23 protein-coding genes are annotated in these 18,177 nt (G+C 64.1%); 8 read left to right on the forward strand and 15 right to left on the reverse strand.

What is annotated here, in order from left to right:
• Positions 1–111: 111 nt before the first annotated feature.
• Genes ACUXH0_RS16800 through ACUXH0_RS16810 form a run of 3 tightly spaced genes read left to right on the forward strand, consistent with a single transcriptional unit; the run spans position 112 to position 6,034 of the window.
• Positions 112–1,365 carry a TolC family protein gene (locus ACUXH0_RS16800; RefSeq protein WP_232357185.1) on the forward strand — a complete coding sequence of 418 codons (1,254 nt, stop codon included), beginning with the start codon at positions 112–114 and terminating at the stop codon, positions 1,363–1,365.
• Entirely contained in the window at positions 1,362–2,879 is a 1,518-nt protein-coding gene (locus tag ACUXH0_RS16805) for an efflux RND transporter periplasmic adaptor subunit (RefSeq protein WP_198110536.1), read from the forward strand. The genes ACUXH0_RS16800 and ACUXH0_RS16805 overlap by 4 nt, the downstream gene beginning before the upstream one ends.
• On the forward strand, positions 2,876–6,034 hold the full coding sequence (locus tag ACUXH0_RS16810; protein ID WP_182594319.1) for an efflux RND transporter permease subunit: 3,159 nt from the start codon (positions 2,876–2,878) through the stop codon (positions 6,032–6,034). Before ACUXH0_RS16805 ends, ACUXH0_RS16810 begins: the two co-directional genes overlap by 4 nt.
• A 158-nt stretch (positions 6,035–6,192) precedes the next feature.
• Here the strand turns inward: ACUXH0_RS16810 and ACUXH0_RS16815 are convergent, their stop codons facing one another.
• Genes ACUXH0_RS16815 through ACUXH0_RS16850 form a run of 8 tightly spaced genes read right to left on the reverse strand, consistent with a single transcriptional unit; the run spans position 6,193 to position 9,955 of the window.
• Complete coding sequence (locus ACUXH0_RS16815; RefSeq protein ID WP_182594320.1) at positions 6,193–6,651, reverse strand: hypothetical protein; 459 nt, start codon at positions 6,649–6,651, stop codon at positions 6,193–6,195.
• A gap of 17 nt (positions 6,652–6,668) precedes the next feature.
• Positions 6,669–7,568, reverse strand: coding sequence for a transporter (locus ACUXH0_RS16820; protein ID WP_182594321.1), 900 nt, complete (start codon positions 7,566–7,568; stop codon positions 6,669–6,671).
• Positions 7,565–7,879 (reverse strand): heavy-metal-associated domain-containing protein, encoded by a 315-nt coding sequence (locus ACUXH0_RS16825; protein ID WP_182594322.1) that lies wholly within the window; start codon positions 7,877–7,879, stop codon positions 7,565–7,567. Before ACUXH0_RS16825 ends, ACUXH0_RS16820 begins: the two co-directional genes overlap by 4 nt.
• A 30-nt stretch (positions 7,880–7,909) precedes the next feature.
• Positions 7,910–8,308 carry a hypothetical protein gene (locus tag ACUXH0_RS16830; RefSeq protein WP_182594323.1) on the reverse strand — a complete coding sequence of 133 codons (399 nt, stop codon included), beginning with the start codon at positions 8,306–8,308 and terminating at the stop codon, positions 7,910–7,912.
• Between the two features lie 10 nt (positions 8,309–8,318).
• Entirely contained in the window at positions 8,319–9,014 is a 696-nt protein-coding gene (locus ACUXH0_RS16835; protein WP_182594324.1) for a cytochrome c biogenesis CcdA family protein, read from the reverse strand.
• Entirely contained in the window at positions 9,004–9,273 is a 270-nt protein-coding gene (locus ACUXH0_RS16840; RefSeq protein WP_182594325.1) for a thioredoxin family protein, read from the reverse strand. Before ACUXH0_RS16840 ends, ACUXH0_RS16835 begins: the two co-directional genes overlap by 11 nt.
• Positions 9,270–9,695, reverse strand: coding sequence for a heavy metal-responsive transcriptional regulator (locus ACUXH0_RS16845; protein ID WP_232357184.1), 426 nt, complete (start codon positions 9,693–9,695; stop codon positions 9,270–9,272). The genes ACUXH0_RS16840 and ACUXH0_RS16845 overlap by 4 nt, the downstream gene beginning before the upstream one ends.
• Entirely contained in the window at positions 9,692–9,955 is a 264-nt protein-coding gene (locus ACUXH0_RS16850; protein WP_182594326.1) for a thioredoxin family protein, read from the reverse strand. Before ACUXH0_RS16850 ends, ACUXH0_RS16845 begins: the two co-directional genes overlap by 4 nt.
• Positions 9,956–10,199: 244 nt before the next feature.
• Here ACUXH0_RS16850 and ACUXH0_RS16855 point away from each other — a divergent pair, with 244 nt between their 5' ends.
• A complete protein-coding gene (locus ACUXH0_RS16855) occupies positions 10,200–10,511 on the forward strand; it encodes a recombinase family protein (protein ID WP_462344987.1) in 312 nt (103 codons plus the stop codon).
• Here the strand turns inward: ACUXH0_RS16855 and ACUXH0_RS16860 are convergent.
• The 7 genes from ACUXH0_RS16860 to merT are packed head-to-tail and all read right to left on the reverse strand — an operon-like array spanning position 10,508 to position 14,919.
• Positions 10,508–11,500 (reverse strand): DUF3330 domain-containing protein, encoded by a 993-nt coding sequence (locus tag ACUXH0_RS16860; RefSeq protein ID WP_182594327.1) that lies wholly within the window; start codon positions 11,498–11,500, stop codon positions 10,508–10,510. The two genes, ACUXH0_RS16855 and ACUXH0_RS16860, sit on opposite strands and share 4 nt — an antisense overlap.
• Positions 11,497–11,733, reverse strand: coding sequence for a broad-spectrum mercury transporter MerE (merE, locus tag ACUXH0_RS16865; protein WP_182594328.1), 237 nt, complete (start codon positions 11,731–11,733; stop codon positions 11,497–11,499). The genes ACUXH0_RS16860 and merE overlap by 4 nt, the downstream gene beginning before the upstream one ends.
• Complete coding sequence (gene merD / locus ACUXH0_RS16870) at positions 11,726–12,097, reverse strand: mercuric resistance transcriptional repressor MerD (RefSeq protein WP_182594329.1); 372 nt, start codon at positions 12,095–12,097, stop codon at positions 11,726–11,728. The genes merE and merD overlap by 8 nt, the downstream gene beginning before the upstream one ends.
• Positions 12,098–12,119: 22 nt before the next feature.
• Complete coding sequence (gene merA / locus ACUXH0_RS16875) at positions 12,120–13,805, reverse strand: mercury(II) reductase (protein WP_182594330.1); 1,686 nt, start codon at positions 13,803–13,805, stop codon at positions 12,120–12,122.
• A 36-nt stretch (positions 13,806–13,841) separates the two neighbouring features.
• On the reverse strand, positions 13,842–14,264 hold the full coding sequence (merC, locus tag ACUXH0_RS16880) for an organomercurial transporter MerC (protein ID WP_182594331.1): 423 nt from the start codon (positions 14,262–14,264) through the stop codon (positions 13,842–13,844).
• Between the two features lie 15 nt (positions 14,265–14,279).
• Positions 14,280–14,555, reverse strand: a complete 276-nt coding sequence (gene merP / locus ACUXH0_RS16885) for a mercury resistance system periplasmic binding protein MerP (protein ID WP_182594332.1) — start codon at positions 14,553–14,555, stop codon at positions 14,280–14,282.
• A 13-nt stretch (positions 14,556–14,568) separates the two neighbouring features.
• The gene (gene merT, locus ACUXH0_RS16890; protein WP_182594333.1) at positions 14,569–14,919 is read right to left on the reverse strand and encodes a mercuric ion transporter MerT; all 351 of its coding nucleotides are present in this window, start codon (positions 14,917–14,919) and stop codon (positions 14,569–14,571) included.
• A 71-nt stretch (positions 14,920–14,990) separates the two neighbouring features.
• Here merT and merR point away from each other — a divergent pair, with 71 nt between their 5' ends.
• The 4 genes from merR to ACUXH0_RS16910 all read left to right on the forward strand — a co-directional run bounded on the left by merR (position 14,991) and on the right by ACUXH0_RS16910 (position 18,147).
• Positions 14,991–15,398 (forward strand): Hg(II)-responsive transcriptional regulator, encoded by a 408-nt coding sequence (gene merR, locus ACUXH0_RS16895; protein ID WP_182594334.1) that lies wholly within the window; start codon positions 14,991–14,993, stop codon positions 15,396–15,398.
• Between the two features lie 198 nt (positions 15,399–15,596).
• On the forward strand, positions 15,597–16,505 hold the full coding sequence (locus tag ACUXH0_RS16900) for a LysR family transcriptional regulator (protein WP_182594335.1): 909 nt from the start codon (positions 15,597–15,599) through the stop codon (positions 16,503–16,505).
• A gap of 219 nt (positions 16,506–16,724) precedes the next feature.
• The gene (locus ACUXH0_RS16905; protein ID WP_473241714.1) at positions 16,725–17,798 is read left to right on the forward strand and encodes an ATP-binding protein; all 1,074 of its coding nucleotides are present in this window, start codon (positions 16,725–16,727) and stop codon (positions 17,796–17,798) included.
• A gap of 127 nt (positions 17,799–17,925) precedes the next feature.
• A complete protein-coding gene (locus tag ACUXH0_RS16910) occupies positions 17,926–18,147 on the forward strand; it encodes an AlpA family transcriptional regulator (protein ID WP_182594336.1) in 222 nt (73 codons plus the stop codon).
• The last annotated feature ends 30 nt before the right edge of the window (positions 18,148–18,177 follow it).

The following is an 18,177-nucleotide window of genomic DNA, read 5'->3' on the forward strand; positions in this document are numbered from 1 at the left end:
CCACGACCCACGCGGGTTGTGGCGACCTCCCCGCTCGCTCTAATCCCTTGACTTGGTAGCCCTGCGGCCTTGCCGACAGGGCGTTCGTGCGCGGGTGCGCACCGATCCGTCATGGAGTTGGAGATGTATTCCCTAATACGAAGAACCGTCCTGCCCGTGTTGGCTGGACTGGCGAGCCTTGCCCAGGCCGCCCCTTTGAGTTTCACCTCGGCGCTCGATCTTGCTGAGCGCCAATCCCCCAAACTGGCGGCAAATGCCGCCGCAATCGATGCCGCCCGTTCGGCGGCCATCCCGGCCGGAGCCTTGCCCGATCCCAAGGTCTTCGCCGGCATCGACAACTTCCCGGTGTCTGGCCCCGATGCGGGGCGCTTGCAAGCCGATTTCATGACAATGCAGAAGATCGGCGTGATGCAGGAGGTGCCTAATGCGGACAAGCGACGCGCCCGCGAGGCGGTGGCCGCTGCGAGCGTGGATGTGGCGTCTGCCCAGCGGCGCGTGGATCGTCTCGCGGTGCGACGCGACGCCGCCCTGGCCTGGCTTGATCTGTACTACCTGCAACGCAAGCAAGCGCTGTTTGCCGACTTAGACCACGAAAACACCCTGTTGGGGCAAATCGTCCAAGCGCAGATCGCCAGCGGTCGCGCCCAGGCCGCCGACGCGGTGGCTCCCAAACAAGAAGCCGCCCAACTGGCTGACAGCCGCGACGACTTGGCGCGCGACCTGATGCAAGCCAGTGCAAAGCTGCGTCAGCTCATCGGCGGCGGTGCCGACGATGGCTTGGTCGGTGCCCCGCCTGCATTCGAGGTGAACGCACAACACCTGCGTGGACACCTGCAGCAGCACCCGGAATTGCTGGCCTTCGCGGCCGAGACGCGCAAGGCGCAGGCCGAAGTCACGGAAGCCCAGTCCATGAAGAAGTCCGATTGGGGTGTCGAGCTGGCTTATCAACGCCGCGCGCCGCAATTCGGCAACATGGTGTCGATCCAGTTCACCTTCGACCTACCGGTGTCACCGGCCACGCGGCAAGACCCGTTGATCGCCGCCAAGCAGCGCGAATTGGATCGTATCGATGCCGAGCGGGAAGGCATGTTGCGAACCCAAGCCACTGAACTGGAGAACCTGTTGGCCGAGTACGACGCACTCAGCCGCCAGCTCGAACGCGCCAAGCAGATTGCGCTACCGCTGGCAGAGCAAAAAGTGGCGCTGCAAACCGCCAGTTACCAAGCTGGCAAAGGCGATCTGTCTGCGGTATTGGCGGCCCGCCGCGAGCGCATCGAACAACGCCTGCGCATCGTTGAACTGGAAGCCGGACAGGCCCGCGCTGGCGCGCGACTTCATTACGCCTATGGGGAGGACTGGCAATGAACGGGAACAAACGATCCGTGGTGACGGTGGCGACGGTGGCCGTCCTGTTTGCTGGCATCGGCGGCGGCACAGGCTACTGGCTGGCCTCGCATCGAACCAGCGTGGAGGGAATGGCTGCTGCGGCTAACCCAGCGGCGAACGCGGCGCAAGGTCGCAAAGTGCTGTACTGGTATGACCCGATGGTGCCCAACCAGCATTTCGACAAGCCGGGGAAGTCGCCTTTCATGGACATGCAACTGGTCGCCAAGTACGCCGACGAAGGCGGTGACGCGGCCAGCATCAAGATCGACCCCAGCGTGACTCAGAACCTGGGCCTGCGGCTTGCCAAGGTGGAACGCGGGACACTGGCCGCGCCCGTGGCCGCAGTCGGTAACGTGCAATGGAACGAACGTCAGGTTGCCGTGGTGCAAGCCCGCACGGCCGGGTTCGTCGAGCGCGTCTACGGGCGCGCACCAGGCGATGTGATCGCCACAGGCGCGCCGCTGGCCGACCTGCTGGTGCCGGACTGGGCGGGGGCGCAGACTGAATTTCTGGCGTTACGCAGCTCCGGCGACGCGGCGTTGACGCAGGCGGCACGCGAGCGGCTGAAGCTCCTGGGCATGCCGGCCGAGTTGATCGCACAGGTCGAATCGACGGGCCAAGTGCACCCACTGTTCACGGTCACTTCGCCCGTCTCAGGCGTCATCCAGACCCTGGACGTGCGCGCGGGTATGTCGCTCGCAGCGGGCATGCCGCTGGCGAAGATCAACGGTCTCAATCCGGTCTGGCTAGAAGCAGCGGTTCCTGAGGCGCTGGCGGGCAAAGTCGGGGTAGGCACCCCGGTCAGCGCATCGCTGGCGGCCTATCCCGGTCAACGGCTGACCGGCAAGGTCATTGCGGTGCTGCCAGAAACCAACCTGGAAAGTCGGACCGTGCGTGTACGCGTCGAACTGGCCAACCATGACGGGCGTCTGCGCGCTGGCATGTTTGCACAGATCAATCTGACTGCGGACAACGGTGCTCAAGCCTTGTTGGTGCCGAGCGAAGCGGTGATTCGCACTGGCACCCGAAATGTCGTGTTGCTGTCCCTGGATGGTGGGCGTTTTCAGCCGGTCGAGGTCAAGCTCGGCCAGGAAGCCGGAGGCAAGATTGCCGTGCTCGACGGTTTGCGCGAAGGACAAAGCGTCGTTGCTTCCGGGCAGTTCCTGATCGACTCGGAAGCCAGCTTGAAAGGCGTGTTGGCGCGGTTGTCCGAGGGAGGCGAGGTCTCGCCAGCAGCGCAACCCGCGGCATCCGCTGCCAGTACCCTCAATGAAGCAGATGGCAAGGTCGAGTCAATCTCCGGCAACGAGATCACCCTATCGCATGGGCCGGTCAAGTCTCTGGGCTGGGGCGCAATGACGATGCCTTTCCAGCTCGCCCGGCCGAATCTCTTGGCTGGCGTCAAGCCAGGTGACCGCGTGCATTTCGGTTTCAGGCAGGGCGATGGTGGCTATGTCCTCGAGCAAATCGGCAAAACCGGGAGCGCGCCATGATCGAAAAACTGATCCATTGGTCGATTGCCAACCGCTTCCTGGTGCTGCTCACTACCCTGTTCCTGGCGGCCTGGGGTATCTGGGCGGTGACGACCACGCCGGTCGATGCGCTACCCGACCTATCGGACGTGCAGGTCATCATCCGCACCAGCTATCCCGGCCAGGCACCACAGATCGTCGAGAACCAGGTCACCTACCCGCTGGCAACCACCATGCTGTCGGTACCGGGGGCCAAGACCGTGCGCGGTTACTCGTTCTTTGGCGACTCCTTCGTCTATGTGCTATTCGAGGATGGCACCGACCTGTACTGGGCGCGTTCGCGCGTACTGGAATACCTGAACCAGGTGCAAGGTCGCTTGCCGGCCGGGGCGCGCGCTTCGCTCGGGCCGGACGCCACGGGCGTCGGCTGGATTTACGAGTACGCATTGATCGACAAGACGGGTAAGCACGATCTGTCGCAACTGCGCAGCTTGCAGGACTGGTTCCTGAAGTACGAGCTGAAAAGTCTGCCCAATGTCTCGGAGGTCGCCTCCATCGGCGGCATGGTCAAACAGTATCAGGTCGTGCTCGATCCCGTAAAGCTGGCGGCCTACCGCATCCCGCAGGCCAAGGTCATCGAGGCGATCCAGAAAGCCAACCAAGAGACCGGTGGCTCGGTGCTCGAACTGGCGGAGACAGAGTTCATGGTGCGGGCTGCGGGCTACCTGAAAACGCTGGACGATTTCCGGGCCATTCCGCTTGCCACCGCGCAGGCCGGCGTACCGGTGACTTTGGGCGACGTGGCGACGATCCAGCTCGGGCCGGAGATGCGACGCGGCATCGCCGAATTGAACGGTCAAGGCGAAGTCGCTGGTGGTGTGGTGATCCTGCGCTCGGGCAAAAACGCTCGCGAAACCATTGCGGCTGTCAAGGTCAAGCTCGCCGAATTGCAAAAGAGCCTACCTGCCGGCGTCGAGGTCGTGCCAACCTACGACCGCAGCCAGCTGATCGACCGCGCCATCGACAACCTTTCACACAAGCTGCTCGAAGAGTTTCTGGTGGTCGCGGTCGTTTGCGGCATCTTCCTATGGCATCTGCGTTCGGCGCTGGTGGCCAGCGTGTCCTTGCCGCTGGGCGTGATGATGGCCTTCATCGTGATGCGCTACCAGGGCGTCAATGCCAACATCATGTCGCTGGGCGGCATTGCCATCGCCATCGGCGCCATGGTCGATGCAGCGGTGGTCATGATCGAGAACGCCCACAAGCATATCGAGGCGTGGCGGCACCACCATCCCAGCGAACGCCTGCAGGGTGAGGCGCATTGGCGCGTGATGGGAGAGGCGGCGGCCGAGGTCGGCCCAGCGCTGTTCTTCTCGCTGCTGATCATCACCCTGTCTTTCATCCCGGTGTTCACCTTGCAGGCCCAGGAGGGCCGCCTGTTTGGGCCGCTAGCCTTGACCAAGACCTACGCGATGGCGGCGGCGGCGGGCCTGTCGGTGACGTTGATCCCGGTGCTGATGGGCTACTGGATACGTGGGCGCATCCCGGACGAGCACAAGAACCCGCTCAATCGCTGGTTGATCCGCCGCTACAGCCCCTGGCTTGACCGGGTGCTCAGGCATCCGAAAACGACGCTTGCGCTCGCGGCGCTGGCCTTGTTGACCACTGTCTGGCCGATCACTCGACTGGGCGGCGAATTCATGCCGCCGCTCGATGAGGGCGACCTGCTCTACATGCCTTCCGCTTTGCCGGGGCTGTCGGCGGCCAAGGCGGGCGAGTTGTTGCAGCAGACAGACCGGCTCATCAAGACCGTGCCCGAGGTGGCGAGCGTATTCGGCAAGGCTGGCCGTGCCGAGAGCGCCACCGACCCCGCACCGATGGAAATGTTCGAGACCACGATCCAGTTCAAGCCGCGTGAGCAATGGCGTCCGGGTATGACGCCTTCCAAGCTCGTCGATGAGCTGGACCGCGTGGTCAAGGTGCCGGGCCTGGCCAACATCTGGGTGCCGCCGATCCGCAACCGCATCGACATGCTGGCCACCGGCATCAAGAGCCCGATTGGGGTCAAGGTGTCCGGCACCAACCTGGCTGAAATCGACCAGGTGGCGCAACAGGTTGAGCAAGTCGCCAAGACGGTGCCCGGCGTCAGCTCGGCTCTGGCCGAGCGCTTGACCGGCGGACGCTACGTCGATGTCGAGATCAATCGTGCAACCGCCGCACGCTACGGCCTCAATATCGCCGACGTGCAGTCCATCGTTTCGTCCGCCATCGGCGGCGAGAACGTCGGGGAAACGGTCGATGGACTGGCGCGCTATCCGATCAGCGTGCGCTATCCGCGCGAGCTGCGTGATTCGTTGGACGGCCTGCGCAACCTGCCGATCCTGACCGACATGGGGCAGCAGATCACCTTGGGCACGGTCGCCAATGTCCGGGTCAGCGATGGCCCGCCGATGCTCAAGAGCGAAAACGCGCGCCCCTCGGGCTGGGTGTACGTGGACGTGCGTGGGCGCGACCTGGCTTCGGTGGTGGCCGATCTGCGCGCCGCCGTCACCGACAAAGTGAAGCTGCAACCGGGGATGAGCCTGGCCTATTCCGGGCAGTTCGAGTACATGGAGCGCGCCAATGCACGGCTCAAGCTGGTGGTGCCAGCGACGTTGTTGATTATCTTCGTGCTGCTGTACCTGACGTTCCGGCGCTTCGACGACGCGCTGCTCATCATGGCGACCTTGCCATTCGCCTTGGTGGGCGGCGTGTGGTTCCTCTACCTGGCCGGCTACAACCTGTCGGTGGCCTCCGGCGTGGGCTTCATCGCCTTGGCGGGCGTCTCGGCGGAATTCGGCGTGGTGATGCTGCTGTACCTCAAGCAGGCCATCGCTGAACGTGAAGAGCATGGCATGGCGATGAACGAGCACGTCCTCGACCAGGCCATCCGTCAGGGCGCGGTGCTGCGCGTGCGCCCCAAGGCGATGACGGTAGCGGTGATCCTCGCCGGTCTCCTGCCCATCCTGTTGGGCAGCGGTACCGGCTCCGAGGTGATGAGCCGCATTGCTGCGCCGATGGTTGGCGGGATGATCACTGCGCCGCTGCTGTCAATGTTCGTGATTCCGGCGGCATACCGGCTGATGCGTCGGCCGCGCCGCATGCCGCAACAAGCGAGCGAGGACTCCAGCGCGTGATGTGACTATCTTGCGCTCGTGCAATCCCTGTCGGCAGCGGGTCGTTGCCGACAGGAGCGTTCTTTTCGGCACGTCGAAGGGAGGCGGAAAATCGGAAGGGTGAAGATCAAGAACGCATGCGCTGACCACGATGACGGTTTGGGAACCGGTCATCCGCTTCAACTACACGGGTCTTTTTTGTCTTGAGCCCATCGCCACGCGGCAATCGGGATGAGTAGCCATTGCAGCAGCGGCGACAGGCCAACGCCAATCAAGGGGATGATGGGCATCCACGAGGAATAGGCCCAACTGCCGTGTGCGACGTTGTAGCGTTCGCTCAAGATCGTGTAGGACACAGTCAACAGAACCATCCAAACGACGATTTTTGCTCGCGGCCAGCGGGCTGGTTCGTTGGCTTGGCAGATCGTTAGCGCACCGACCAACGCTGCCGTTCCGATCATTGCATCGCCCACAGTGCAATGCGCGATGGCGTATGCAACCCATGCGGCCCGGGGCTCGGACGCCAGCGTGTAAAGCGGTAGTTGCAGGATTTCCCAGGCCAGACTCAAAAGAAGCAGGCGCGGCAGGTAGCGCTTGAGGATGAATGACCAAGAGTCCTTGTGCATATGCCAGTTCATGACGACTCCATGTACCGCTAAAAATTGCGCCGGAACCCCGTGCTCAGGATGTAGTCGTTCTTGAGTGCGGTGCCGTTCAAGCGCTGCGACACCGGAATTTGGATGCCGGCTTCAAGCACCCATTTTCGGGTAACGTATTGCAAGGTGGGCGTCAGGTACAGCGTTGTGCCGCCTGAGTTTGGATCGTCGGTTCCGTTCACGCGATTCTTGGTGACATGAATGAGGTTGGCCTCCAGCCCGCCATACAGGAAGCCGGGGACACCTTCGCCCAGCACGCCGGGCCACAGCCGCCGCTGGACCGACAGATCGAATCGGGAAATCGTACCCGCCCGGAAGCCATTGGCTTCGCCATTCGATTGATAGGCAAGCTGGGCATCCGCGCCCCAATCCAACGATTGAAAGGACGCCACCGCGCCGCCTTGCCAGTCCCACGAGCCCGAGCCTGGCTGAAGCATTGGCGGCAGCCGTCCTAGGCCATCGGACGCATGGTCGTCGCCGGTAGGCGCCTTGACGCCAAGAAACGGCGCGACGCGGAAAGTATGCCCTGCCGCGTTGGCTTCAAAGGCCGTGTAGCGGCCCATGAACATCGCATCGCCGAAACCCGTCTGGCTGCGCTTGACGGTCTGGCCGCCCATGTTCATCGACAGCCGCTTGTCGGCATAAGGCAGCACCGCAAAGACCGCGAAGTCGCGGGTGACGCCATACCCCAACATGGACATCAGACCGGAAACCTCCATGCGGCGGTTCATCGGCATCGGATCGTCGGTGCTCTTTATGTAGACGAACTGCTCGCGCAGAATCCACTCGTCCTTGGAAATGGGCAGAGCCGTATTGAAGGTGAGCGGCGCGGCACCGGCGACGCTTGCCCAGGCGCAAAGGAGGGCCAGTACAGGGATGCCGTTGGGGGGGGCGTTCATTTGACTTCCTCCTTGGAGACCTTGGCCTCGCCCGGCGTAAAGCCCGCATCATGGATGAGCTGCTTGTAGCGTCTGATGTCGGGTTGCGCGCCGGGCTTGAGTACGATGTGCACCTTCTGCTCTTTCAAGCTCGCGCTCGCCTGCTCGACCTCGCTCGCCTTGACGAGGTTCTTCTCCAGCCCGTAGGCGCAGAACGGGCAGGTCATGCCCTTGACCGCGATGTCCACCACCTGGCGCTCGGCGCCGAAGGTCAGAATCGGCAGGCAGAGCGCCAAGACCGCTGCGACGTGTTTCAGATGAAGCTTGTGCATGATGCTTTCCTTCGAGAATGAATAGGTGGCTCAGACCCCGAGCCAGGTACGGATCGGCAGCGCCAGATAGGCGGCGAAGAATCCGATGCTCCAGACCGCTGCCGAGATGCCATGAATCCGGCGGTTCCAGCGGTCGGCGCGCTCGCACAAACGGCCCAGTTCCGGATCACTCGGGCAAGCGCGTCCGGGCCGGTAGAGCAGCCAGCCGGAAACCAGCAGCATCAGCCCCGAGCCTGCGAACACCCAGGCTTTGTGCATGGCCAGCGAGACCAGGAAGGGAGCGGTACTGGTGATCGCCGCGACGGTTGCGCCCAAACCGAGTGAGACGAACAGGATTGGCAGTGCGCAACAGACCAGCGTGCCGGTCGAGGCAAACAGCGTCAGCCAAGTGACGCGTCGTTGCCCTGATTGCGAGGGGTCGAAGTTCATCGTCGTTCTCCTACCAAGTCAGCCAAGGAAAAATGACAAAGTAGCCATTGAGCAGATACAGGCCGGTGACGATCAGCAGCAGGCTGCCGGCCAGCTCAAAGGTTCGGCGAAACCGCGTAAGCGGTTTCATCTGCTCGATCCACTCCATAGCGACCGTCGCCAAGGCCAGGGGAATCGCGCGGCCGATGGCGAAACTGATCAACATCGCCGCGCCGGAAAGCGGCGAGCCGCTGGCTGCCGCCGCGCCAACCAGCACGACGAGCGCCGGAGCGCAGGATGGGCAGACGGCGACCGAGAACGGAATGCCAAGCGCGAACGCGCCCCAGCCGCTGCCGACCCGCTTGGCGCTGAATCCGATCGGCGGCAACGGCAGCTTGATCCACCCGGTCCACAGCAGGCCCAAGACGATCAGCCAGGGGCCGAGCAGCAAGCCCCACCAGCGCCCTGCCAGCGCTTGCACCCCTTGACCGCCGAGTCCTGCCACGGCACCCAACAACGCATGTGTGGCGATCAGACCGCCGATGAAGGCTAGGCCGTAACGGGCCGCCTCGCTTGGCGCACGGGCGCGGGTGACGTAGGCAAGTGGCACCGGCAACGCGGCGATCGCCAAGGGACTCACGCTGAACAGCAGCCCGGCCAGCAGGCTGATGCCGCTGGCGACCCCCACGCTCTGAGAGGCGAGCTGCCGTAGCGTCTCAAGCTCCATGGCCGCGCTCCCCCCCATCGCGCCTACGCAGTTCGGCAACGAGCTGCTCGGCTGTCGGCAGCGCGGTGAACACCAACTCGCCATCCACCGCAAGCGCGGGCAGCGTCAGCACCCCGAGATTGACCGCGCGGTCGAGATCATCGAGCACGTTGAGCTCGCACCACTCGACTCCGGACACGGCCTGCGCCGCCGCCTTGAGCGCCGCTGTCGTGGTGCCGCACTGGGCGCAGCCGGGGACATAAAACAACTCGATCTTCATGGCATACGGGTCGCTTCGTCACCGACGGCCTCCAGCGCCGCCAGAATCGGGCAGTCATCGAGCGGCAGCTCCCCGCCGGCGCATTCGGCGATCAGCCGGTCGAGCGCGGCGGACATTGCCTGCATGACGCGAATCTTGGCGGCAAGCTGAAGCTTCTTCTCGATGGCGCGGCTCTTCACGTCATTGCAGCAGGCGCTGTCGGCCTGGCGCAGGTGCAAGAGTTCCCGAATTTCCGCCAGCGTGAAGCCGCACGCCTGCGCGTGCTGGATGAAGCGCACTCGACGCACTGCATCCTCGCCGTAGAGACGATAGCCGCCGTCGGTCTTGCGCTCAGGCGCGAGCAGCCCCTCGCGCTCGTAATAGCGCAGCGCATCGGCGCTGATATGCCCGGCTTTGGCCAGCCTGCCAATGGTCAGCATCATGCCTGACCGAGCCCGGCGGCGCGCAGACTGGCCTCATCGACACCGCGCCCTGAGCAGCAGCCGGCGAGCTGGCCGTTGATCGCCACCGCCGGCACCGAGCGCACGCCCAGCGCCTTGGCGCGTTGCGCCACGGCCAGGTCGCGCATGTCGAGCACGGCCACGTCGCACGACGGGCAAGCCAGGCTTTTTACGAGGGATTCGACTTCGGCGCAGGCTGGGCAGCCGGCGCTGAATACTTCGACTTTGCGTTGGGTAGTCATGTCCAGGCTCCTTTGATAGGCGTGACGGGCGCGGTCGAGCGGTCGCACACCACCCCATCACGATCTCAGGATAAACCTTGGAGTTAACTCCATAGTCAAGCGATTTTTCGGCGCCTACCCGGCACAGCAGGACAGGCGTGATACGTCCTTGCTGAAGGTCTGCGCCGCGAGTTTCAGCCCTTCGACCATCGTCAGGTAGGGGAACAGCTGGTCGGCCAGCTCCTGCGCCGTCAGACGCGCCCGGATGGCGAGCGCCGCTGCCGGTAAGCTGGTTTTCGGTATCTTCGCCGCCCTGGCCGAGTTCGAGCGCGAGCTGATTGCCGAGCGCACGGTGGCGGGCTTGGCGTCAGCGCGGTTGCGCCGTCGGAAAGGCGGGCGGCCGTTCAAGATGATGGCTGCCAAGCTGCGCTTGGCGATGGCGGCGATGGGGCAGCCGGAAACCAAGGTCGGCGATCTGTGTCAGGAACTCGGTATCACGCGGCAGACCCTGTACCGGAACATTTCCCCGAAGGGTGAATTGCGCCCCGATGGCGAGAAGCTGCTCGCCCGTACCTAACTACTGTTGTTTCTCGGATTGCCCGCCATCGGGGGCTGCCCAGTTTCGTGTTCACCAGCGGCTATGCGCGCCTCGAAGCGCCGATAGCAGTCTAGCCCGCAGAAATGTTCGACGTACTCCGCCCCTTCTGGGGTGAAAGCGGCGTCGAGCGGGATTTCCCTGCAGCACACGCAGCAGGCGATGGTCGGTTCATTGGCGCTCATGACGGCGTTCCTCCTTCGGCTGGCGAAGCGGACAAACTTGGCGGCCGGCATCGGCTGGGCGAACAGGAAGCCCTGCACCACGTCGCAACCGGCTTGCCGCAACAGCTCAAGACTAGCCGCCGTCTCCACGCCCTCGGCCACTACGTCCATGCCCAGCCCATGCGCGAGCTGGATCACGGTATGCACGATAGTCTGGTCGCGGGCATCGTCGGCGAGTCCGGCGACGAACGACTGGTCGATCTTGAGTGTCGTGATCGGACAGCATTTCAGATGCTGGAGACAGGAATAGCCGGTGCCGAAGTCGTCGGCGGCAAAACGCACGCCGATCCGGCGCAAGGTTTCCAGGGCGGGATAGATCGCCGGATCGCCGAAGGCGGCCGATTCGGTCAGCTCGATTTCCAGATACTCGGCAGCCAGCCCGGTGTCGGCCAGCACGTCCTTGACCCAGGTGTCGAAGTCCGGCCCGACCTGACGCGCGGACACGTTCACGGCCAATCGGAACGTTCCCCAGCCCAGCGCCTGCCATTCGCGCATCTGGCGGCAGGCATCACGCAGGACCCACGCACCGATGTCGCGGATCAGGCCGGACGACTCGGCAAGGGGCAGGAACCGCACCGGCGGCAGCAGGCCAAGGGTCGGGTGCTGCCAGCGCAACAGCGCTTCCGCGCCGGCGACGCCACCGCTGTCCAGATCGACCATCGGCTGGTAATGCAGGACGAACTGCCGCCGTTCGAGCGCCTGCGCCAGGTGCATTGCGGTCAGGGCAGGCGGCTCAGCGGTGTTCATGCGGTGCCCCGAAACGCCCGGATCGCCCGCGCCAGCGACAGGAAGAATAGTCCGGCCAGCGCCAAGGCGGCGATGCCCCAATGGTCGCCAATGAAGGCCCCAGCCGTCGTGCCGGCGAGCACGGCTGCCAGAATCGGCAGATGGCAGGGGCAGGTCAGCGCGGCCAGCGCGCCCCAGACATAGCCCCGCCAGTGCGGCGTTTCTCGGGGTTCGGTTTGGTCGGGACTATCCATGATGATGCTCCGTGGCAGTGCGACGACGTTCCGCCACGACCATCCCCGCAAGTTGTCGGTCTAGCAAGGCCAGCGCCTCGCGCCGGGCCGCGACTAGCGCGCGCAGGTGCGCCAGGCAGTCGCCGGCATCGCCGGCCTGGCTGTCCAGCACATGGCATAGTCGCACCAACTCGCCCAACCCGATGCCGGCCTCGAACAGCGCACGCACGAAGCGCAGCCGTTCCAGCGCGCCGGCGTCGTAGAGGCCATAGCCGCCTTCCGTATGGCTCGCCGGTCTGAGCAAGCCGCGCAGCACATAGTCGCGCACCACGTTGACGCTGACATCTGCTTCCTGCGCCAGCCTCGATACCGTGTAGGCTCCCACGGCGAATCCTCCTTGTCTGTCGCTACCCGGCGCAGCAGGACAGTTGCTTGACGTCCTTGCTGAAGGTCTGCGCCGCGAGCTTCAAGCCTTCGACCATCGTCAGGTAAGGGAACAACTGGTCGGCCAGTTCCTGCACGGTCATGCGCGCCCGGATGGCGAGCGCCGCCGCCTGGATCAGTTCGCCCGCTTCCGGGGCGACCGCCTGCACGCCGATCAGCCGGTGGCTGCCCTCTTCGACGACCAGCTTGATGAAGCCGCGCGTGTCGAAGTTGGCCAGCGCGCGCGGTACGTTGTCGAGCGTGAGCGTGCGGCTGTCAGTCTCGATGCCGGCGTGGTGCGCTTCCTGCTCGCTCAAGCCCACGGTGGCGACCTGCGGGTCGGTGAACACCACCGCCGGCATGGCTGTCAGGTCCAGCACCGCTTCGCCGCCGGTCATGTTGATGGCCGCTCGGGTGCCAGCCGCCGCCGCCACATAGACAAACTGTGGCTGGTCGGTGCAGTCGCCCGCCGAATAAATGTGTAGCGTGCTGGTGCGCATGCCTTTGTCGATGACGATAGCTCCCTGCGCATTGACGGCGACACCCGCCGCTTCCAGCGCCAGGCTGCGCGTGTTCGGTATCCGGCCGGTAGCGACCAGCAGCTTGTCGGCGAGTATTTCACCGCGCGCCGTGGTCAGCACGAATTCGCCGTTCACATGGGCGACCTGGCTGGCTTGCGTGTGCTCCAGCACCTCGATGCCTTCGGCGCGGAACGCGGCCGTCAGCGCTTCGCCGATGGCCGGGTCTTCGCGGAAGAACAGCGTGCTGCGCGCCAGGATCGTGACCTTACTTCCGAGCCGGGCAAAGGCTTGCGCCAGCTCCAGCGCCACTACCGACGATCCGATCACGGCCAGGCGTTCGGGAATGGTGTCGCTGACCAGGGCCTCGGTCGAAGTCCAGTAGGGTGCCCCCTTCAAGCCTGGAATCGGCGGGACGGCCGGGCTGGCACCCGTGGCGACCAGGCAGCGGTCGAATGCCACCTCGCGCTCGCCGCCATCGTTCAAATGGACGGCAAGGCTCTGTGCGTCCCTGAAACGCGCTTCGCCATGCAGCACGGTGATGGCCGGGTTGCCGTCCAGGATGCCTTCGTACTTGGCGTGGCGCAGCTCATCGACGCGTGCTTGCTGTTGGGCCAGCAGCTTGCTGCGATCAATTGCAGGTGCAGTCGCCGGGATGCCGCCGTCGAACGGGCTTTCGCGGCGCAAATGGGCGATATGGGCAGCGCGGATCATGATCTTGGACGGTACGCAGCCCACATTGACGCAAGTGCCGCCGATGGTGCCGCGTTCGATCAGCGTGACCTTCGCGCCTTGCTCGACGGCCTTCAGCGCCGCCGCCATCGCGGCCCCGCCGCTGCCGATCACGGCGACCTGCAACGGGCGCTCGCCGTCGCTGCCCTTGTCGGTGGCCCCCATCCAGCCGCGCACCTTGTCGAGCAAGCCGGTGCGGTTGTCCGTCGGTGGGGCATCGGCGAGCGTTGCCTTGTAGCCGAGTCCGGACACGGCGGCGGTCAGCGCGTCCGGTGCGGTGCCGGGGTCAAGGGCGAGCTGGGCCGCCCCCTTGGCGTAGGACACGACGGCCGACTGCACGCCGGGTACTTTCTCCAAGGCTTCCTTGACGTGCGCCGCGCACGAGTCGCAGGTCATACCGGTGATTTTCAGCGTGGTCATACTTGTTCCTTTTCGTTTTGTGAGCGGTCAATGCCGTCAACCGCGTTTCGCAGGCAGCTCGCAGCCGTCCGGCCCGCAACGGCGGCTGGCCGGCGACAGCAGATCCCAGATCGAGACACCGACCATCAACGCCAAGCCGGTGTACACCAGGCGGGCCGTCCACCAGTTGCCAAGCAGCCAGACCGTTCCGGCAAACACGATGGCCGGCCCAATCATTCCGAGCAGGCTGCGGTGCCATTGCCGGTGACGCAGCCAGCCCAGCGCACTTGCCAGCAGGGCCACTGCCGCGAACAGCGGCAGCAGCCTGGAGATGAACAACCCTTCGTACTCTTGCAGGAAGCCCAGGCCGATGGCCGTGCCCAGGCTGGCGAGCGCTGGAAAGCAGGCCGCACAGCCCATCGCGGAGACGACGGCACCGAGCGCCCCGGCCTTGTCGGCGATGCGTGCAATCGGCTTCATGGCGTCACTCCCAGCTCAGCGCTTGACGCTGGATGGATAGCCCGCGTCCTCGGTCGCCTTGGTCAGCTTTTGCACGCTGGCCTTGGCGTCGTCGAAGGTCACGACCGCTTCCCGCTTCTCGAAAGTCACGCGCACCTGGCTGACGCCCTCGACCTTGGTGAGCGCTTTCTTGACGGTAATCGGACAGGCGGCGCAGGTCATGCCTGGCACGGACAGCGTGACGGTTTGGGTTGCTGCCCACACCGGGGTCACGATGGCGGCAAGGGCGACGGCGGCGAATAGCTTTTGCATGGTTAACTCCTGATCAGTAGAAGAAAGGCAACACGTAGGGGAAACCGAGCGCGACCAGAACCAGCGCGGCCACGATCCAAAAAATGAGTTTGTAGGTGGTGCGCACCTGTGGAATCGCGCAGACCTCGCCTGGCTTGCAGGCGGCAGCCGGGCGGTAGATGCGCCGCCAGGCGAAGAACAGGGCGACCAGCGCCGCACCGATAAAGAGCGGCCGATAGGGCTCCAGCACTGTCAGATTGCCGATCCATGCCCCACTGAATCCCAAGGCGACCAAGACCAGCGGCCCCAGGCAGCAGGTTGAGGCGAGGATGGCGGCCAGCCCGCCGGCGAAGAGTGCGCCGCGCTCATTTTGTGGTTCAGACATGCGCTTGTCCTTTCGAATCTGAATTAGATAGCGTAACCTTACTTCCGTAGTCATGTACGGAGTCAAGCGATATGCAAACTATTTTGGAGAATCTGACCATTGGCGCTTTTGCCAAGGCTGCCGGGGTCAATGTCGAGACGATCCGCTTCTACCAGCGCAAGGGCCTATTGCTGGAACCGAACCGGCCTTATGGGAGCATCCGCCGTTACGGCGGGGCGGACGTGGCGCGGGTGAAATTCGTGAAGTCGGCCCAGCGCTTGGGCTTCAGTCTGGACGAGATCGGCGAACTGCTGAAGCTGGAGGATGGCACCCATTGCGGCGAGGCGGCTGACCTCGCCGCCCTGCGGTTGGCCGACGTGCGCGCCCGCCTGGCGGACCTCACGCGGATGGAGGCGGCGCTGTCAAAGCTGGTGGCCGAGTGCTGCGCGCAGAACGGTCAGGTGTCGTGTCCGCTGATCGACGCGCTGCATTGCGCCTGAGCAGCGAGATGGCGGCTGGTGACATGAGTGTTGTAAGGAACTACCGAAAAAGCGCCTGAAGCTTCGTTTAACTTGCATCTGTATCAGAGCGCCGCCCTAGCCCTACTGGATGGCCACAAATCGGATGCAGATGCAATTTTCCGTACCAGTGCGGTTCCCTACGATCATATGGACTGATCGCATCAGTAGGGAGAAAACATGAACTTACGCCATCTTCGGTGCTTCATCGCCGTGGCCGAAGAGTTGCACTTCGGCCGAGCCGCTCGACGGCTGCATATCGAACAGTCCCCGCTGTCGCGCACGATCCGCCAAATGGAAGCGCATCTTGGAGTGTCACTGCTCGACCGTTCGCCGCGCAGCGTTAGTCTCACGTTGGCGGGACAGGCCTTCCTAGAAGATGCCAGACGCGTGCTGCTGGCTTTCGAGCAAGCTCAGACTAGGGCGCGCGCCGCAGCGAACCAGCGGAACACGCTGCGCATCGCGCTATCGGGTGACATGGGGCAGGCCCGCTTGTCGACATTGCTTGCGCTTTGCCGCGAGGAGGCGCCACAGGTCGGCATTCGGATATTTGAAGCGCCACTGGCGCAGTTGGTGACTGGGCTGCGCAACGACTTGTATGACGCGGGTCTTGCATTAGCCGGTGAGGTAGATGCTGGCGTCGTCGCCATGCCCGTGTGGCGAGACCAGCTGGTGGTGGCTCTGTCCGCCAGGCACCCGCTACTGGCTTTCAAGGAAGTGCCGCTGGAGGAGGTGGCGAGCTATCCGCTGGTGCTGTGCGATCCCGAGGTCTTCGAAGGTTGCAGCCGGCAACGCGAACGGCTGTTCCGCACGGTGAATGTGCAGCCGACGGTGGCCGAGTACGTCAGCACCCATTCCTTGATGCTGGCCCTCGTGGCCGCCGGCTACGGGGTGGGCTTTTCGAGCGCGGCGCATCTGGCGGGTTGCCATCAGGCCAACGTCGTGGTTCGTCCACTGGTCGATCAGGCCGCATCGCTGACGACCTTTCTCCTGCGACCCGAAGGCGAAATCACGGAGCCGCTACGGCAGTTCATCGACCGTGTGGAACGTGTGGGGCGCGTGCAAAACGATAATCAACGCCCGATGTGACGCGGGAAATTCGGATCGAGCGATTCTTTTTTGGTCTAACGCCAGACCCAATTTGCATCGCCGCTTGGCCTCCTTTTTACGTCATGGGGCCGCGGCGATTGCTCGGTCGATCTACATGGCATGAAAGACCCTGCGCGCAAGCTCATCCAGGTCAATGCACTGACGCAGAACGCATGAGCTTCGCCTGGATGCAAACCGGCTCATCCGGCTGACGCATTGGTGCTTTACCCTGCCCGTTTTCCTACGGAAGACTTTGCCCTGGTTTTCCGGTTAAGCGCGGCATCCCTGCTTTGGGTGCGCAACTTTTCAAACCGTTGCGCCGGTAACAAGACTTTTCGCAGGGGCATTATGGTGGTGGCGTATTGGGCATCGCAAGGAGTGTTTGCCCCTTATGCAACGCTCGGCGTCAGCGCCGACGCGACGTTCACCATGTGCCGGCCGGCCCGCGCTTCATCGGGTTCTGGGCAATCGACGCGCCCTCGTTGGGCCGCGCGCGCTTGCCATGTGTCGATCCGACGATGGGAAGAGCGCGATATGCCGAAATCGAGCAGCCTTGCTTTTGGTGCAAAGACCTACTACCGCCCGATCGAAGCCGCCATTCGCTGGTGTGGACTGCTGCGCTTCGAGCAACGCATCCTGGAAACGCTGGCGCAACGCTCCATGCCAGAACCCAGCGAATTTCCCCGCTGGCCACTGTTGCGCTTGTATGTGGAACGCATATTCGACGCACTGATGCATGGTGAGCTGGCAGGCGGCAGGACCGGCATCGTGTTGGAGGCGCAGCGGCCCGCGCTCGACGACCCGGAGTTAACGGTGCGCCACGTCGACCTCAAAGCGTGGATGTCACATTACTACCCTGGTGACCGGCCTGGCTTCTTATTCGACGACATCGAACGCACGGTGCATCCAGTGGTGAGCGTGGAGACGCTCAACGTCTTGCTTGCCGATCGCGAGGCGGCGAAGGTGCAGCTTGCCGAACTCTCGCAGGTGCACGAGGCGCTGCGCGCCGCGCATGAAGCCCTGGCGAAGGAACAGGCGGCGCGCGGCGATGCCAACGACACCTCGCGCGAGCCGGGCCTGCGCAGCGAGACGACCTATCTGAACATCATCGGCGGGCTGCTGACCTTGCTATTGGGCAAGTCGCCCTCGGGCACGGCGTATTCGTCATTCCACAGCATGGATGCGGTGGTGAGCGCGCTGCTCGCGCACCACGAGGGCCGACGAGGCCTGAGCGAACGCACCTTGTGGAGCAAGCTCGCACAGGCGCGGCGCCACCTCCAAGCGTCGCGCTAATTTGGGGCCGGCCGCGCCCTGCAATTGCAGTCGCGCCTTCTGCAATTGCAGTGATTTCGGTGGCGGCCGTCTATTCAATGTGAGGCACTTTCCGAACAGCGCCAGTGAGCGTCAAGGAGTGTCTCTCATGTCTTCGCAGACCATCGCACCGGCAGCAGTGGCAGCCGAGCACCGCATCATGCGGCGCGCCGAAGTCGAGGCCAAGACCGGCTTCAAACGCGCGCACATCTACAGCCTCATGAAGGAAGGCAAGTTCCCCAAGGCGCTGCGCCTGGGCGTGCGCGCCGTGGGCTGGGACTCGGTGGAGATCGAGCAGTGGATTGCTGACCGCCTCAACGAGCGCGCCTGACGCTTCTTCCGGCACATGCCAATCAACCGG

It is taken from the genome of Ralstonia sp. 110700041-2 (assembly GCF_056280165.1).

Bases quoted from the DNA above. Each gene is read 5' to 3' on its own strand.
- ACUXH0_RS16800 (WP_232357185.1), top strand. From the start codon at position 112: ATGGAGTTGGAGATGTATTCCCTAATACGAAGAACCGTCCTGCCCGTG.
- ACUXH0_RS16805 (WP_198110536.1), top strand. From the start codon at position 1,362: ATGAACGGGAACAAACGATCCGTGGTGACGGTGGCGACGGTGGCCGTC.
- ACUXH0_RS16810 (WP_182594319.1), top strand. From the start codon at position 2,876: ATGATCGAAAAACTGATCCATTGGTCGATTGCCAACCGCTTCCTGGTG.
- ACUXH0_RS16815 (WP_182594320.1), bottom strand. From the start codon at position 6,651: ATGAACTGGCATATGCACAAGGACTCTTGGTCATTCATCCTCAAGCGC.
- ACUXH0_RS16820 (WP_182594321.1), bottom strand. From the start codon at position 7,568: ATGAACGCCCCCCCCAACGGCATCCCTGTACTGGCCCTCCTTTGCGCC.
- ACUXH0_RS16825 (WP_182594322.1), bottom strand. From the start codon at position 7,879: ATGCACAAGCTTCATCTGAAACACGTCGCAGCGGTCTTGGCGCTCTGC.
- ACUXH0_RS16830 (WP_182594323.1), bottom strand. From the start codon at position 8,308: ATGAACTTCGACCCCTCGCAATCAGGGCAACGACGCGTCACTTGGCTG.
- ACUXH0_RS16835 (WP_182594324.1), bottom strand. From the start codon at position 9,014: ATGGAGCTTGAGACGCTACGGCAGCTCGCCTCTCAGAGCGTGGGGGTC.
- ACUXH0_RS16840 (WP_182594325.1), bottom strand. From the start codon at position 9,273: ATGAAGATCGAGTTGTTTTATGTCCCCGGCTGCGCCCAGTGCGGCACC.
- ACUXH0_RS16845 (WP_232357184.1), bottom strand. From the start codon at position 9,695: ATGATGCTGACCATTGGCAGGCTGGCCAAAGCCGGGCATATCAGCGCC.
- ACUXH0_RS16850 (WP_182594326.1), bottom strand. From the start codon at position 9,955: ATGACTACCCAACGCAAAGTCGAAGTATTCAGCGCCGGCTGCCCAGCC.
- ACUXH0_RS16855 (WP_462344987.1), top strand. From the start codon at position 10,200: ATGGCGAGCGCCGCTGCCGGTAAGCTGGTTTTCGGTATCTTCGCCGCC.
- ACUXH0_RS16860 (WP_182594327.1), bottom strand. From the start codon at position 11,500: ATGAACACCGCTGAGCCGCCTGCCCTGACCGCAATGCACCTGGCGCAG.
- merE (WP_182594328.1), bottom strand. From the start codon at position 11,733: ATGGATAGTCCCGACCAAACCGAACCCCGAGAAACGCCGCACTGGCGG.
- merA (WP_182594330.1), bottom strand. From the start codon at position 13,805: ATGACCACGCTGAAAATCACCGGTATGACCTGCGACTCGTGCGCGGCG.
- merC (WP_182594331.1), bottom strand. From the start codon at position 14,264: ATGAAGCCGATTGCACGCATCGCCGACAAGGCCGGGGCGCTCGGTGCC.
- merP (WP_182594332.1), bottom strand. From the start codon at position 14,555: ATGCAAAAGCTATTCGCCGCCGTCGCCCTTGCCGCCATCGTGACCCCG.
- merT (WP_182594333.1), bottom strand. From the start codon at position 14,919: ATGTCTGAACCACAAAATGAGCGCGGCGCACTCTTCGCCGGCGGGCTG.
- merR (WP_182594334.1), top strand. From the start codon at position 14,991: ATGCAAACTATTTTGGAGAATCTGACCATTGGCGCTTTTGCCAAGGCT.
- ACUXH0_RS16900 (WP_182594335.1), top strand. From the start codon at position 15,597: ATGAACTTACGCCATCTTCGGTGCTTCATCGCCGTGGCCGAAGAGTTG.
- ACUXH0_RS16910 (WP_182594336.1), top strand. From the start codon at position 17,926: ATGTCTTCGCAGACCATCGCACCGGCAGCAGTGGCAGCCGAGCACCGC.